The sequence below is a fragment of the Streptomyces nodosus genome, from assembly GCF_008704995.1.
GTDB lineage: Bacteria > Actinomycetota > Actinomycetes > Streptomycetales > Streptomycetaceae > Streptomyces > Streptomyces nodosus.
On the sequence record NZ_CP023747.1, the window covers coordinates 1512173 to 1527500 of the forward strand.

A 15328-nucleotide genomic window follows, 5' to 3' on the forward strand; every position below is an offset into this window, starting at 1 on the left:
GGACACAGCGGGGGCAAGCGGAGGAATGGACGCCATGACCGAGGGGATCTCCCCGTCGCACGAGGTGAGGCGCGCCCGGTTCGCCGTGGCCGCGGTGTTCGCCGTGCACGGCGCGGTGACCGGCTCCTTCGCGACCCGGGTGCCGTGGATCCAGGAGCATGCGGGGATCAGCGCGGGCCAGTTGGGCATCGCTCTGGCCTTCCCCGCGCTCGGTGCGTCCCTGGCGATGCCGCTCGCGGGACGGATCAGCCACCGCCTGGGCTCCCGCACGGCGCTGCGGGTCCTGCTCGCCCTGTGGACGCTGTCCCTGATCCTGCCGTCCCTCGCCCCCGGTCTGCCGGCGCTCTGCCTGGCCCTGTTCGTCTACGGCGCCTCGGCCGGCATGTCGGACGTGGCGATGAACGCGCTGGGCGTGGAGGTCGAGAACCGGCTGAACAAGTCGATCATGTCCGGACTGCACGGGCTGTGGAGCACCGGCGCCCTGGTCGGCTCGGCGGCGGGCACCCTCGCGGCCCATCTGGGCGCGGACGCCCGGCTGCACCACGCCCTGGCCGCCGGGGTCCTGACCCTGCTGGGCGCCGTCGCCTGCACCTGGGTCCTCGACATGCAGCCCGCCCAGGACGAGGAGCCGCCGCCCCGGTTCGCGCTGCCGCCCAAGTCGGCGCTGCTGATCGGCGCGATCGGGTTCTGCGCGGTGTTCGCGGAGGGCGCGAGCCTGGACTGGTCGGCGGTCTATCTGCGGGACCGGCTGGCGAGTTCGGCGGGCCTGGCCGCGGCGTGCACCACGGCCTTCACCCTCACCATGGCGGTCGCCCGGATCGCGGGCGACCGGGTGGTGGACCGGTACGGGGCCGTGCGCACGGTCCGGGCGAGCGGTGTGCTGGCCGCGCTCGGCGGGCTGCTGATCGTCCTCGCGGACACCCCTGCGGTGGCGATGGGCGGGTTCGCGCTGATGGGCCTCGGCATCGCGGTGGTCGTACCGCTGTGCTTCGCGGCGGCGGGCCGCAGCGGCCCCAACCCGAGCCAGGCCATCGCTGGTGTGGCGACCATCACCTACACCTCGGGTCTTGTGGCGCCGAGCGCGATCGGCACCCTGGCCCAGGCGACCAGCCTGACGGTGTCGTTCGGCCTGGTCACGGTGCTGGCCTGCGGGCTGGCCGGGTTCGCCGGGGTGCTGCGCGCGGGGGACCGGAACCGCACCAGGACGGGCCCGCCGAGCGCCCCTGTTCCCGACCCGCGGCCCTGACCACGGACCGGGACCCCGTCGCACTCATGTGAACCTGGTTCACAAGACGAACTTGTGAACGTGAGCCGTCCGGTGCACGTGACAATGGTCCGGGACAGTTTCTTCCCATAGAGAGAAAGCGACACCTCACCATGGACCTCGGCGTGCGCTGGAAGCTGCACGGAGACGGGCGCACCCCCGCCCCGGGAGCGGTCGTCCGCCCCGACGAACGGCTCTCGTGGCCCCGCACGGCCGGGCTCGGCGCCCAGCATGTCGTCGCGATGTTCGGGGCCAGCTTCGTGGCGCCCGTGCTGATGGGGCTCGACCCCAACCTCGCGATCATGATGTCGGGTGTCGCGACCGTGATCTTCCTCCTTGCGACCCGCGGCCGGGTGCCCAGCTACCTCGGCTGTTCGCTGTCCTTCGTGGGCGTCGCCGCGGTGATCAGGGCGCAGGGCGGCACCAGCGCGACCGTGACCGGCGCGGTGCTGGTCGTGGGTGCCGTGCTCTTCCTGGTGGGGCTCGCGGTCCAGCGGTTCGGGGCGCGGATCATCCACGCCTCGATGCCTCCCGTGGTGACCGGTGCGGTGGTCATGCTGATCGGCTTCAATCTGGCGCCCGTGACCGCGTCGACGTACTGGCCGCAGGACCAGTGGACCGCCCTGCTGGTGATGCTGTTCACCGGGCTGGCCGTGGTCTGTCTGCGCGGCTTCTGGTCCCGGATCGCGATCTTCCTGGGGCTGGTCTTCGGCTACGGGATCTCCTGGTTGTCCGACCGGATCTTCGGAAAGATCCACTCGGTGGACGCGAGCGGACGGCTCACCGACCACTGGCGTCTGGATCTCTCGGGCGTCGGCAAGGCGGACTGGATCGGCCTGCCCCACTTCCACGGGCCCTCCTTCCAGTGGTCCGCGGTGCTGGTCGCCCTGCCCGTGGTGATCGCGCTCGTCGCGGAGAACGCCGGGCACGTCAAGGCGGTCGGCGAGATGACCGGCGACCCGCTCGACGACAAGCTGGGCACCGCGATATCCGCCGACGGTGTCGCCTCGGTGCTCTCGACCGCGGTCGGCGGCCCGCCCAACACCACGTACTCCGAGAACATCGGCGTGATGGCGGCCACCCGCGTCTACTCGACCGCGGCCTACTGGGCGGCGGCCGGCTTCGCCCTGCTCTTCGGTGTCTGCCCCAAGTTCGGCGCGGTCGTGGCCGCGATCCCCGGCGGGGTGCTCGGCGGCATCACCGTCATCCTCTACGGCATGATCGGCCTGCTCGGCGCGCAGATCTGGACCAACTCCAAGGTGGACCTGCGCAATCCGCTGAACCTGGTGCCGGCCGCCGCGGGCATCATCATCGGCGTCGGCAATGTCACCCTGAAGTTCACCGACACCTTCTCGCTGAGCGGCATCGCGCTGGGCACGCTGGTCGTCATCACCGGCTATCACGCCCTGCGGGCGATGGCCCCCGCGCACCTCAAGCGGCAGGAGCCGCTGCTGGACTCCGGCACCTCCTCGTACGGCGAGGAGGGCGACGGCGACGCCACCGCACGGGCGGCCGGGGAGGGCGACACCGGGACGGCCCGGGAGACGGTGCGCCGCTAGCGGCCGGACATGGGGCGGGTCCGCGGGCCGGCCCCCGCTCCCGCCGTTGCCGTACCGATCCGGCCTTCTTCGCCTGTCGCGGGGGCAACTTCCGGTTGATCGTTGTACGTTGCACGGACGGCACCTCCAGGCGAAGGAGCGACAGGCATGGCGACCCGGCTCGGACTCGGCCTCCCCCAGAACAAGCAGTACTCCCTCGGGCGCGACGTCCCCGATGTCGCCCGCGCCGCCGAGGCGATGGGCTACGAGAGTCTGTGGGTGTACGAGCGGGCCCTGTTCCCCGTGGCGAGCACCCAGGGTCTGTACGGCATCGAGGGGGTCCCCTGGCCGGAGGGGTACCGCGGTGTGGCCGACCCGCTGGTGACCCTCACCCTGGCCGCCGCGGCCACCGAACGCGCCCGGCTCGGCACCAGTGTGCTGGTGGCCCCGCTGCATGTGCCCTTCCAGCTCGCCAAGGCGCTCGCCTCGCTGGACGCGGCCGCCGGCGGCCGGGTCGTCGCGGGCCTCGGCACGGGCTGGTCCCTGGACGAGTACGCGGCCGCCGCCGTGCGTCCGTTCGAGGAGCGCGGCCGGGTCCTGGACGAAGTGATCGACGTCTGCCGTGCGGTCTGGGGCCCGGATCCGGTCTCCTACGAGGGCGGGCTCACCAGGATCTCCCCGGCGGTGGTGAGCCCGAAGCCCGCCCGGCCGATCCCCGTTCTGCTGGCCGCGACCAGCAAGGCGGCCCGGCGGCGGCTCGTCGACAAGGCCGACGGCTGGATGCCGGTGGCCATGGGCGCCGAGACACTGGCCGCGCAGTGGCGCGAGCTCCGGGAGCTGGCCGCCGAGCGGGGCCGCGCCCTCCCCCTCCAGACCGTGCTGCGGGCCAACGCCCGGTACTCGGCGAAGCCGTACGACGGTCCGGACCGCGCCCCCTTCCGGGGGAGCGTCGACCAGATCGTGCAGGACCTGGCGGCCCACGCCGAGGTCGGCCTCGAGGAGATCCTCGTCGATCTGCAGAGCTCGACCAGGGACGCCGAGGAGCTGAAGGCCGTGGCCGAGGAGCTGTACACGGCGGCGCGGGCGGCGGGCGTCTGAGCCCCGGGGCGCGGGCGGGGCGGCCCCCGGGTCAGTCCTCCGGCAGCTCGACCGGGGCGATCTCGTCGTAGAGGTCACCGGGGCCGGGGTTGGTCGGGTCGGTCGCGCCGCCGAGGTGACGCATCACGCCCCACACCGCGTTGAGCGCGGTCTGCACGGCGCCCTCGGCCCAGCCGGCCGTCCAGGAGATGTCGTCGCCGGCGAGGAAGACGCCCCGCTTGTCGGCGGGCAGCCGGTCCTGCATGAAGTGGGTGAACAGGCGGCGCTGGTAGCGGTAGTGGCCGGGCAGGTTCGCCTTGAACGCGCCCATGAAGTAGGGCTCGTTCTCCCAGGAGACCGTGACCGGGCTGCCGATGATGTGCTTTCTGATGTCGACCTTCGGATAGATCTCGCCGAGCGACTTCAGCATGACCTCCATCCGCTCCTCCGCGGACAGCGGCAGCCACTTCAGGCTGTCGTCGCACCAGGTGTACGACAGACAGATGACGGCGGGCCGGTCCGGGCCGTCGTCCAGCAGATAGGTGCCGCGGGTCATCCGGTCGGTGAGGGTCATCGACATGACGTCCCGTCCGGTCGGGCGGCCCTCGTCGTCGACGGCCTCGTCCCGCCAGAACGGCCGGTCCACCGGCACGAAGAGCTTGCTGGACTCCATGTAGTGGGTGCGCTCGATCGCCGTCCAGTGGTCGATCGGGAACAGCTCGTCGTCGCAGGCGATCTTGGAGAGCAGCATCCAGGACTGCGCGGTGAAGATCGCCGCACGATAGGTGCGGATGGCGCCGTCCGCGTCGGTGACGGTGATCCGGTTGCCGGCGGTGCGGTGCAGCCGGGTCACCGCGGGGCGGGGTTCGCCGTTCGTGTGCAGGGACTTCAGCGACGTCCCGTGGGGCCAGTGCAGGATCTTCTGCGGCTCCCGCTCCCACAGGCGCAGCGGAAGCTGCTGGGAGCCTCCGACGATGCCGCGGTGGTGGTCGTCGGCCTCGGTGTAGACGACGCGCAGGATCTCCAGGATGGAGTTGGGGAAGTCGGTGTCCCAGCCGCCGGTGCCGAATCCGACCTGGCCGAAGATCTCGCGGTGCCGGAAGGACGAGAAGGCCTCGGAGTCGCAGAGGAAGCCGTAGAAGGTCTGGTTGTCGAGCTTCTCGACGAGCTTCGACCAGATCTCGCGGATGCGCGGCACATCGCGCTCGCGCAGGGCGCGGTTCATCTCGGAGAAGTCGGCGCCCTCCTCCAGACAGGCGTTCCAGGCGTCCGCCACATCGCGGTAGACCTGCGGCAGATCGTCGAGCGTCCGGGCGTAGTGGCTCTCGCCCTTGAGGTCGACGACGGTCGACGGGGTCGTCTCGGCCAGCGGGTTGGGGAAGGGCCGGGTCTCGAGGCCCACCAGGTCGATGTAGTGCTGGAGGGCCGTGGAGGAGGGCGGGAAGCGCATGGCGCCCATCTCTGCGGTCAGGGAGGGGTCGCAGCCCTCGAAGCCCACGGTGCGCAGCCGCCCGCCGATCCGGTCGGCCTCGTAGACGACGGGCCTCAGGCCCATCTTCATCAGCTCGTAGGCCGCGACGACGCCGGACAGGCCGCCGCCGATGATCGCCACCTCGGTGCCGTGCTCGGTCGCCGGTATCTGGCCGAGGCCCGCCGGATGGGCCAGGAAGTCGTCGTACGCGTACGGGAAGTCCGGCCCGAACATGGTGATCGGCGGCTGCTGCTCGTCGGCGTGCTGGACGGCATTGGGCACCGTGGACGTCATGGGACGCGGACTCCTTGCGCGGGAAGAAGAACGGAGAACGGAGAACGGGGGGGATGGTGGTGTCAGACGAGCGATCCGTACAGACCGGGACGGCGGTCGGCGAGATACGGGTTCGCCGCGCGGGAGGCGGCGAGGAAGTCCGGGTCGGCGTCGGCGACGACGAGTTGCTCGCCACGGCCGGCACGGGTCCGGGCGATGCCGTCGGGCCCGGCCAGGGTGGAGAGCCCCACGAACTCGAACTCCCCTTCGGAGCCGACCCGGTTGGCATAGGCGACATACATCTGGCTCTCGAAGGCCCGCGTCGGCAGCAGGGACTCGGCGACGAACTGGAACGGGTGCATCAGAGCCGTGGGCACCACGAGCAGATCGGTGCCGGCCAGGGCATGGGCGCGGACGTTCTCCGGGAACTCGACCTCGTAGCAGATCAGCAGGCCGACCCTCAGTCCGTTCAGCTCGGCCTGGACGACCGGCTGGTCGCCCGGGGTGAAGTGCTCGCGCTCGAAACCGCCGAACAGATGGGTCTTGCGGTGGTTCGCGAGGCGGGCGCCGTCGGCGGCGACGAGCTGCGCGGAGTTGAAGACCCGCTCGCCCGCCCGCTCGGGGTAGCCGTAGACGATCGCAAGGCCGTGCCGGGAGGAGATCGCGGCGACCTCGTCCGCCCAGCCACCGTCGACCGGCTGGGCGAGCCGGCCGATGTCGGCGCCGATCGCGTACCCGGTGAGGAACATCTCCGGAGCGGCCAGCAGCCCGGCACCCGCGGCTGCGGCACGTCCCGCGGCCTCGTCGAGGACCTTCAGGTTCTCGACGACCGAGCCGGGGTGTCCGGAGCTCTGGAGCAGGGCGGTGCGCATACGGGTTCTCCACCGGTACGAAAGGGGGGTCGGGGGCCAGTTAGACCGTATGGTCGGCACCCTCACCGGACAAGGAGCAGCCGTTGCGCACGGGTGAGCGGATCATTGCGTCCGCCGGGGCCCGGACGGCGATTCGTTGCGCGTCCCCGGTTCCGGCCTTCCGTACCGGGGACGCGCAGGTCAGGGGCGGTGCCGGCCCGGGCAGGCCGGCACCGGCACCTCGTACGGGTCAGCCCCTCCGGTGCACCGCGAAGGTGGTGATCACGGCCGCGTGGTCCGAGGGCCAGTCGTTGCCGAAGACATCGGGCCAGGGGCGCGGGGTGCCGCTGACATGCGTCCGTGAGTCGAGCACCACGAGGCCCCGGTGCAGGACGTAGTCGATCCGGTCCTGCGGCTCGGGGCGCCCGCTGCCGTCCTCGTGCACGGGGTGGATCGGCGACCAGGTGTGGCCGGGGTGGGCGGCCGGATCCGGGTGCGCCTCACGGAAGGAGTCCCGCAGCCCCGCCTCCTCGGCCGCCCTCGTCACCGGCCAGTCGATCTCCGTCCGGTCCAGGTGCGAGGGGCAGTTGAAATCACCGGCGAGCACCAGCGGGACGCCCTCCTCCGCCGACTCCCCGATACGCCGCAGGGTGTCCCGCATCTGTGCCAGCCGCACCCCCTCATGGGCGATCAGCTCCGCCGCGCCCAGCCCGTCGAAGGCCGCCTCATAGGGTCCGTAGGGCGTGTAGTGGAGATGGGCCGTCCAGACGTCGATCTCGCGCCCGGGGCCGATGCGCAGACGCACGCCCGCCGCCCCGTAGAAGCCCACCTCCGGGTCGCCGAAGCGGGCCGTGATCGGGTACCGGCTGATGACGCCGAGGTTCTCGCCCGCCCGGTGGTGGTGCCAGCCGAGCGCCTCGGCCAGTTCCTCGGCCGCGGTGCCGCCCGTCTCCTGGAGCGCCACCACATCGACGCCGGTCTCCAGCACGGTCTTGAGCTGCTTGGCCCGGTGGTCGTCGACCTTGCTCCCGCCGAGCCAGAGGTTCCAGCTCATCACGCGCAGCCGGTGCGGCGGCAGGGACCGCAGCAGCTCCGGGGTGGCCTCCTCCAGGCTGCCCAGCACGGTCCGGCCGGGCGCCGCCCCGATCGTGACCAGCGACGGCACGGCGAGGACGGCACAGCCCGCCGCCTCCGCGGAGGTGACTCCGGTCGGGGTGTCCTCGACGGCCACACAGCCGGCCGAGTCGACGCCGAGCGCACGGCAGGCGGCGAGATAGGGGTCGGGCGCCGGCTTGGTGTGCGCGGTGTCGTCGGCGGTGACGGAGACCGCGAACCGCCCGGCGCCGAGGGCTTCCAGGACCGTGTCCGCGACGGCCCGCGGGGAGGCGGTCACCAGGGCGATGGGGATCCGCTCGCGGGCGAGGGCGTCGAGCAGGGCGAGCGCGCCCGGGCGGGGCACGATGCCGCCGCGCACCCGGTCCGCGAACTCGCGGTGCAGCGCGGCGGCCAGCTCCCCGGCCGGGGCTCCGGTGCGGCCGGCCAGCCAGTCGGCGGTGTGCTCGACGGGACGGCCGAGCACCTCCGGATGGTCCGTCTCCCCCAGCGGCCGGCCCCGCTCCGCCGCGACCCGCTCCACCGCCTCCCACCACAGTCGCTCGGTGTCGACCAGGGTGCCGTCCATGTCGAACAGGACGGCCTGGAGGGGCAGTTGAGTCACGGTTCACTCTTTCTTGGGGGTCTCGTGGGGGGAGCGGAGAACGGAACGTTCAGCGGGCGCGTGCGGCGACCAGCACCGGCCGTTCGGGCAGGGTCACCGCCACCGTGGCACCGGCGCCCAGCGCGGCGGCCTCGTGCGCCGGCAGGTCGGCCTTCACCTCGGTGGCGTCGGCCAGGCGCACGGTCAGCCGGACCGTGGCGCCGAGGAACGCGGTGGCGACCACCCGGGCGTCGCCCTGGTCGTCCGCGGCCACCCGCACCGCCTCGGGCCGCACCAGCACATCCACCTCGGTCGACCCGGGGGCGGTGCCGTCGACGGGCAGCCGCTGCCCGAGCACCTCGACGGCGCCGGAGGAGAGCCGCCCGGGGATCCGGCTCATGGTGCCGACGAACTCGGCGACGAAAGCGGTGGCCGGGCGGCCGTACAGCTCGACGGGGGCGGCACACTGCTCCAGCCTCCCGGCGCGCATCACCGCGACCCGGTCCGCCATGGAGAGCGCCTCCTCCTGGTCGTGGGTCACGAAGAGGGTGGTGATGCCCAGCTCCCGCTGGAGGCGGCGGATCTCCTCACGCAGGGTGAGCCGCACCTTGGCGTCGAGCGCGGAGAGCGGCTCGTCCAGCAGCAGGACGCGCGGGCGCAGGGCCAGCGCGCGGGCCAGCGCCACGCGCTGCTGCTGTCCGCCGGAGAGCTGGTGCGGGAACCGGCCGCCCTTGTCGCCCAGACCCACCAGGTCGAGCAGCTCGGCGGCCCGGGCGTGCCGCTGTGCCGTACGCACCTTGCGCATCCGCAGCCCGAAGGCCACATTGTCGAGGGCGCTGAGATGAGGGAAGAGGCTGTACGACTGGAAGACCATGCCGGCGTCGCGGCGGTGGGCCGGGACCCGGGTGACGTCCTCGCCGTCGACCAGCACCTCGCCGGAGTCGGGGTGCTCGAACCCGGCGAGCATCCGCAGCGCGGTGGTCTTGCCGCAGCCGGACGGGCCGAGCAGGGCGAGGAGTTCCCCGGGCCGCACGGTCAGATCAAGTCCGTCCAGGGCGACGGCGGAGCCGAACTCCCGTCGCACTCCGCGGAATTCGACGGTGGCGGCGGCACCGCCCGGCACGCCCTCGCCGGGGGCGGCTGCCTGGTCGCGCATCTGGGCCTCATCGAGCGTCATGGGGTTCCGCCTCATCGAGCGTCATGGGGTTCATCCCCTGGCAGGGGTACGGGAGCGCCCGCCGAGGACGGCGAGCGAGAGGAGCAGGGCCCAGGTGACGAGCAGGCTGAGCACGGAGACGGCGACGGACAGCTGGGCCTGGGACCCTCCGACGCTGTAGATCCACACGGCGAACGGGGTGAAGCCGAGCAGCTGGGCGACGGTGAACTCGCCGAGGACCAGCGCCAGGGTGAGGAAGGAGGCGTTCAGCAGCGCACCGCGGAGATTGGGCAGCACCACCCGCAGCAGGGCCTGGGGCCGGCTCGCCCCGCAGCTGCGCGCGGCCTCCACCAGGGTGCGTACGTCGACGGCGCGCAGCCCGGCGTCCAGGGCCCGGTGCACGAACGGCAGCGCCATCACGACGTACGCGAGGACGAGCACGAACGGGAAGTCCGGGTTCTGGACGGCCACGAACGTCTGGAACAGCGGTGTGCGCGAGAGGTGTTCGGGCCCCCATTTGAGGACGGTGGAGATCCCCGCGACGAAGGCGATCGGCGGGACGACCAGCGGCAGCGCGCACACGACCTCGACCAGCGGCCGCAGCCGGGGCGCGCCGAGCCGCAGCGCGACCAGGGCGGGCACGGTGAGCAGCAGCACCAGGGCGATGGTCGCGGCGGCCAGCTCCAGCGACAGCAGCAGGCTGGAGCCGAAGCCGTCGGTGGAGACGATCTCGGTGTAGGCGTCGAAGGTGACGCCCTGTCCGGGCACGTCCACCGTGAAGACCACGGACGCGGCGAGCGGGACGAGGAAGTACAGCCCGGCACCGGCCAGTACGGCCCAGCGCCACGGGTTCAGGCGAGCCATCGCGCACTCCGTCGTTGCAGGGGCAGATACACGGCCATGACCAGGCCCGCGACCAGGACCATGTCGAGGCTGAGGGCGAGCGCCACGTTCTCCTGGCCGACCAGGACGTTCCCGGAGATGGCGTCGGCGATCTGCAGGGTGACCAGCGGGACGGCGCTGCCCACCATCGCGGCGGCGGTGGCGTAGGCGGCGAAGGCGCTGCCGAAGAGCAGCACCAGTCCGCCGAGCAGGGAGGGCAGCAGCACGGGCAGGGCGACATGGCGCCAGTACTGGAAGGCGGTGGCCCCGTTGTTCCGGGCGGCCTCCCGCCACTGGGTGCGCAGTCCGTCGAGGGCGGGGGTGATGGTGAGGACCATCAGCGGGATCAGGAAGTACAGATAGACGATCACCAGGCCCCAGAAGCTGTAGAGGTTCCAGCCCTTGTCGGCCAGGCCGAGGCGGCGGGTGAGCACCCCGGAGTTGCCGAGCGTGGCGACGAAGGCGAACGCCAGCGGGACGCCGCCGAAGTTCGCGAGAACCCCGGCGGCGGTGAGCACGGCCTCGCGCAGCGCGCGGAAACGGGAGGTCACCACGGTCTGGGCGAGCGGCAGTCCCAGCGCGGCGGCGAGCACCGCGGATACGGCGGAGAGCTTGACGCTGCCGATCAGGGCGGTGAGATAGGCGCCGTGCAGGGAGGCGCTGAGGTTGGCGGTGCTGTAGGAGGTGGCGCCGGTGGCCGGGTCCTTGACGGTGAGGGCGCCGTTCAGCATGGCGAGGGCAGGGATCCCGAAGGCGACGCCGGTGAAGGCGAGCAGCGGGAGGACGGCGAGCCGGCCGGTGGCGCGGCGCCGCCGCTGACGTGGTGCAGCGGCGGGCGCCGGTTCGGCCTCGGTGAGGGCGACGGTCATCCGGAGACGGCCTTGCCCCAGCCCTGCGCGACGACCGTCTTGGCCTTGTTCTGCTGGTCCTCGGACGGGAAGGCGGGGGTGCCGGAGACCTCGGGCAGCTTGGCCGCCGCGTCCTTGTCGAGGGTGCCGGCCTTCTCCATGGCGGGCATCAGGACGGGGCGGGCGTATCCCTGGAGCCACAGGTTCTGGCCCTCGGCACCGTAGAGGTACTCCTGCCACAGGCGGGCGGCCGCCGGGTGCGGGGCGTCCTTGTTGATGGCCTGCGAGTAGTACTGGGAGAACATGCCGTCGTCCGGCACGACGACCTTCCAGTCCAGGCCCTTGGACTTGAACTCGTCGGCGTACCCGGCGTTCAGGTAGTCCCAGTCGATGGTGATCGGGGTCTCGCCCTTCTCGACGGTGGCCGGGGTGGACTCGACGGGCGTGTAGTTGCCGTTCTTCTTCAGCCGGGCGAAGAAGTCGAGACCGGGCTGGATGTCGTCGAAGGAGCCGCCGTTCGCCAGGGACGCCGCGTACACGCCGGCGAAGGCCGCGGCCGCCTTGGTGGGGTTGCCGTTGAGCGCGACCTGGCCCTTGTACTCCGGCTTGAGGAGGTCCTTGAAGGAGGTCGGGCAGGTCTTGACGCGCTTGTCGTCGCAGCCGATGGAGATATAGCCGCCGTAGTCGTTGTACCAGCGCGCCTGGGCGTCCTTCTGGCCCTCGGGGATGTCGTCGTAGGCGGTCACCTCGTACGACGCCAGCAGCCCCTGCTGAGCGGCGCTGAGCGCGAAGGAGGTGCCCAGGTCGAGGACGTCGGGGGCGCGGTCCTGGCCCTTGCGGGAGGTGACCGCGTTGATCTCGTCCTGGCTGGAGCCGTCCGGGTTCTCGACCTCGACCTTGATGCCGTACTTCTTCTGGAAACCGTCGATCAGGGCGCCGTAGTTGGCCCAGTCCCGGGGCAGGGCGATCGCATGCAGCGTGCCCTCCTTCTTGGCGGCCTTCACCAGGGCGTCGAGGCCGCCGAAGTCCGCGGCCGAGGTCGCGGAGGCCGCGCTCTTGCCGTCCGCGCCGGTCGACGCCTTGTCGGGGGCCGCGCCACAGGCGCTGAGGGCGAGTGCGGCGACGACGAGGCCACCGGTGAGGACAGCGGTCCTCGGCTGGAACACGGTCACGGTCTCTCCAGGAGTACGCACGAAGGCTCGGGCGAGGCGGGGAACTTGTCTGAACAAGTCGACTCCAGTACGCCCGGCGTCGATGTCCTTCGCGTAAACGCTGCTCAAACCTTGAGCCCTTGTTGCCTGCACAATCCCGGGGTGTACGGAACGCCCGGAGCCTCGTCTAGGCTGGCAGCGCTGTGCACAGTGGCCGAGTCAGAGGGGAAGCATGACAGCGCGACACGAGGAGATCGCCGACGCACTGCGGCGTGCGATCGACCGCGAGGAGTACACGGTGGGGTCGCTGCTGCCTCCGGAGACGGACCTCGCGGCTCACTACGGAGTCTCACGCGGGACGGTACGCCAGGCCGTCGCGGCCCTGACCGCCGAGGGGCTCATCGGGTCGCGGCAGGGTGCCCGCAGGGTCGTCCTGGCCAGCCGGCGCAGCCAGAGCTTCGCGGAGCTGCGCAGCTTCGCGCAGTGGGCGCGGGCGATGGGGCGCGAGGCGACCGGGCAGGTGGTGAGCCAGGAGCGCCGGCCCGCGACGAAGGAGGACGCGGCCCTGCTCCAGCTGCCCGAGGGGGCCCCGGTGCTGCACGTCCTGCGGGTGCGGGGGCTGGACGGCGAGCCGGTCCTGCTGGAACGGACGGTGTACGCGGACTGGATCTCCCCGGCGGTGGAGTCCATCGAGCCGGGCTGCCCCTCCGTGACCCAGCGGCTCTTCGACGAGACGGGCCTGGTGTTCGCCCACGGCGAGCACCTCATCGACGCGGTGGCCGCAGGCGCCCGGGACGCCGAACTGCTCGGCGTCCGGCGCACCAGCCCGCTGCTGAGGGTCCGCCGTGTCACCACCACCCGCGACGGGCGCCCGGTGGAGTGGTCCGACGACCGCTACCGGTCGGACGCGGTGAACTTCAGCGTGCACAACGCCATCGGCAACAACGCCCTGGCCCGCAAGCCGGCCGGGTGACCTCCGGCCTCGGGTGGACCCTATGTCGGTGAGCCCGAGGAGAAGCGGCGGAGCAGCGGGGAGAGCACCAGTACGGACTTGGTGCGTTCCACGAAGGGCTCGCCCGCGATCCGTTCCAGCACCCGCTCGAAGTGCCGCATGTCCGAGGCGAAGACCTGGGCGATAGCGTCCGCCTCGCCGGTGACGGTGGAGGCGGACACGACCTCCTGGTAGCGCTCCAGACCCCGCTGGATGATCTCCGGCGAGGTGTTGCGCCGGCAGTAGATCTCGACGAACCCCTCGGTCTCCCAGCCGAGCGCCGCCGGGTCCACCCGGACGGTGAACCCGGTGATGGCACCGGAGGCGCGCAGCCGGTCCACGCGCCGCTTCACCGCGGGCGCGGACAGGCCGACCAGGTGCCCGATGTCCGCATAGGAGCGGCGGGCGTCCTCGGCGAGGGCGTGGACGATGCGTTCGTCGAGATCGTTCAGCAAGGCGGGCGGTTCACTTCTGTGCGAGGGCTGCGGAAGGCGCGGCTCCACGGCGGACGGCCGGGGGCGGCGCCTACCGGAAGTAGAACACGCCGCCCCCGACGGCCATCGGGACTCCGCACACCGCCCGGGTGACGCCCGGAAGGCCGCCCGGGGCCGGCTCAGCTCCAGCTGGCGTGCAGCGGCTTGCCCTCCGCATAGCCGGCCGCGCTCTGGATGCCCACCACGGCCCGCTCGGCGAACTCCTCGAGGGAGGCGGCACCGGCGTAGGTGCAGGAGGAGCGGACGCCCGCGATGATCGAGTCGATCAGGTCCTCGACGCTCGGGCGGACCGGGTCCAGGTACATCCGGGAGGTGGAGATGCCCTCCTCGTACAGGGCCTTGCGTGCCCGGTCGTACGCCGACTCCTCCGAGGTGCGGTTGCGCACCGCGCGCGCCGACGCCATGCCGAAGGACTCCTTGTAGAGCCGTCCGCTCGCGTCCTGCTGGAGGTCGCCCGGGGACTCATAGGTGCCCGCGAACCAGGAGCCGATCATCACATTGGAGGCGCCCGCGGCCAGTGCCATCGCCACATCGCGCGGATGACGGACACCGCCGTCGGCCCATACGTGCTTGCCGAACTTCCTCGCCTCGGCCGCGCACTCCAGGACCGCCGAGAACTGCGGCCGGCCGACGCCGGTCATCATCCGGGTGGTGCACATGGCGCCGGGGCCCACGCCCACCTTGACGATGTCCGCGCCGGCCTCGATCAGATCGCGCACTCCCTCGGCGGCGACGACATTGCCCGCCACCAGCGGCACCTGCGGGTCCAGCGCCCGTACCGTCCTGAGGGCGCCGATCATCGACTCCTGATGGCCGTGCGCGGTGTCGATGACCAGGGTGTCGACGCCCGCGTCCAGCAGCTGCTTGGCCTTGCCCGCGACATCGCCGTTGATGCCGACGGCGGCGGCGATGCGCAGCCTCCCGCCCGCGTCGGTGGCCGGGGTGTAGAGCGTGGCGCGCAGGGCGCCCTTGCGGGTGAGGATGCCGGCGAGCCGGCCGTCCTCGCCGACGGCGGGCGCATAGCGGCGGTTGGCGGAGTCGAGGGCGTTGAAGGCCTCGCGGGGCTCGATGCCGGCGTCGAGGAGCAGCAGGTCCTTCGACATGACCACTTCGAGCTGGGTGAAGCGGTCCACCCCGGACAGATCCGCCTCGGTGACCACGCCGATAGGCCGGTGCGCCTCGTCGACGACCACCCCGGCGTTGTGCGCGCGCTTCGGCAGCAGCGCCAGGGCGTCGGCGACGGTCTGGTGCGGGGCCAGCACGATGGGGGTGTCCAGCACCAGATGGCGGCTCTTGACCCAGGAGACGACGTCGGCCACCACATCGATGGGGATGTCCTGCGGGATGACGACCAGACCGCCGCGCCGGGCCACGGTCTCCGCCATACGGCGCCCGGCGATGGCCGTCATATTGGCGACGACGAGCGGGATGGTCGTACCCGAGCCGTCCGGGGAGCTGAGGTCCACACCGTGCCGGGAACCGACCGAGGAACGGCTCGGCACCATGAAGACGTCGTCGTAGGTCAGGTCGTACGCGGGCTGGATGTCGTTGAGGAAACGCACGTGCTGCACATCCCAGTCGATCGGAGGCGGCCCCCGGACAGGTCCGTCAGGGGGAAAGAGCACGTACTTCATTC

13 protein-coding genes are annotated in these 15328 nt (G+C 72.0%); 4 read left to right on the forward strand and 9 right to left on the reverse strand.

Translation table 11 applies throughout. From position 1 onward, the window contains the following. Positions 1-34 precede the first annotated feature (34 nt). From CP978_RS06830 to CP978_RS06840, 3 genes are all read left to right on the forward strand, one after another. Positions 35-1246, forward strand: a complete 1212-nt coding sequence (locus CP978_RS06830) for an MFS transporter (protein WP_043438444.1) — start codon at positions 35-37, stop codon at positions 1244-1246. Positions 1247-1377: 131 nt separating this feature from the next. Further along, the gene (locus CP978_RS06835; RefSeq protein WP_052454048.1) at positions 1378-2823 is read left to right on the forward strand and encodes a uracil-xanthine permease family protein; all 1446 of its coding nucleotides are present in this window, start codon (positions 1378-1380) and stop codon (positions 2821-2823) included. 147 nt (positions 2824-2970) lie between these two features. Then, the gene (locus tag CP978_RS06840) at positions 2971-3900 is read left to right on the forward strand and encodes an LLM class F420-dependent oxidoreductase (protein ID WP_043438446.1); all 930 of its coding nucleotides are present in this window, start codon (positions 2971-2973) and stop codon (positions 3898-3900) included. Between the two features lie 31 nt (positions 3901-3931). Here the strand turns inward: CP978_RS06840 and CP978_RS06845 are convergent, their stop codons facing one another. The 7 genes from CP978_RS06845 to CP978_RS06875 all read right to left on the reverse strand — a co-directional run bounded on the left by CP978_RS06845 (position 3932) and on the right by CP978_RS06875 (position 12228). Then, positions 3932-5644 carry a flavin monoamine oxidase family protein gene (locus tag CP978_RS06845; protein ID WP_043438449.1) on the reverse strand — a complete coding sequence of 571 codons (1713 nt, stop codon included), beginning with the start codon at positions 5642-5644 and terminating at the stop codon, positions 3932-3934. 62 nt (positions 5645-5706) lie between these two features. Then, entirely contained in the window at positions 5707-6495 is a 789-nt protein-coding gene (locus tag CP978_RS06850) for a carbon-nitrogen hydrolase family protein (protein ID WP_043438451.1), read from the reverse strand. A gap of 229 nt (positions 6496-6724) precedes the next feature. Then, positions 6725-8191 (reverse strand): HAD-IA family hydrolase, encoded by a 1467-nt coding sequence (locus tag CP978_RS06855; protein ID WP_043438454.1) that lies wholly within the window; start codon positions 8189-8191, stop codon positions 6725-6727. A gap of 49 nt (positions 8192-8240) precedes the next feature. Next, positions 8241-9326 (reverse strand): ABC transporter ATP-binding protein, encoded by a 1086-nt coding sequence (locus CP978_RS06860; RefSeq protein ID WP_052454539.1) that lies wholly within the window; start codon positions 9324-9326, stop codon positions 8241-8243. A gap of 51 nt (positions 9327-9377) precedes the next feature. Further along, the gene (locus tag CP978_RS06865; protein WP_043438456.1) at positions 9378-10190 is read right to left on the reverse strand and encodes an ABC transporter permease; all 813 of its coding nucleotides are present in this window, start codon (positions 10188-10190) and stop codon (positions 9378-9380) included. Continuing rightward, a complete protein-coding gene (locus CP978_RS06870) occupies positions 10178-11077 on the reverse strand; it encodes an ABC transporter permease (RefSeq protein ID WP_043438460.1) in 900 nt (299 codons plus the stop codon). The genes CP978_RS06865 and CP978_RS06870 overlap by 13 nt, the downstream gene beginning before the upstream one ends. Then, complete coding sequence (locus CP978_RS06875) at positions 11074-12228, reverse strand: ABC transporter substrate-binding protein (RefSeq protein ID WP_043438463.1); 1155 nt, start codon at positions 12226-12228, stop codon at positions 11074-11076. The genes CP978_RS06870 and CP978_RS06875 overlap by 4 nt, the downstream gene beginning before the upstream one ends. Positions 12229-12439: 211 nt before the next feature. On the opposite strand from CP978_RS06875, the gene CP978_RS06880 reads away from it, so the two are divergent. Next, on the forward strand, positions 12440-13180 hold the full coding sequence (locus tag CP978_RS06880; RefSeq protein ID WP_043438465.1) for a GntR family transcriptional regulator: 741 nt from the start codon (positions 12440-12442) through the stop codon (positions 13178-13180). A gap of 20 nt (positions 13181-13200) precedes the next feature. On the opposite strand, the gene CP978_RS06885 is transcribed toward CP978_RS06880, so the two are convergent. Further along, positions 13201-13653 carry an Lrp/AsnC family transcriptional regulator gene (locus tag CP978_RS06885; RefSeq protein WP_043438468.1) on the reverse strand — a complete coding sequence of 151 codons (453 nt, stop codon included), beginning with the start codon at positions 13651-13653 and terminating at the stop codon, positions 13201-13203. Positions 13654-13811: 158 nt separating this feature from the next. Further along, a complete protein-coding gene (locus tag CP978_RS06890) occupies positions 13812-15254 on the reverse strand; it encodes a GuaB1 family IMP dehydrogenase-related protein (RefSeq protein WP_043448255.1) in 1443 nt (480 codons plus the stop codon). Positions 15255-15328 lie beyond the last annotated feature (74 nt).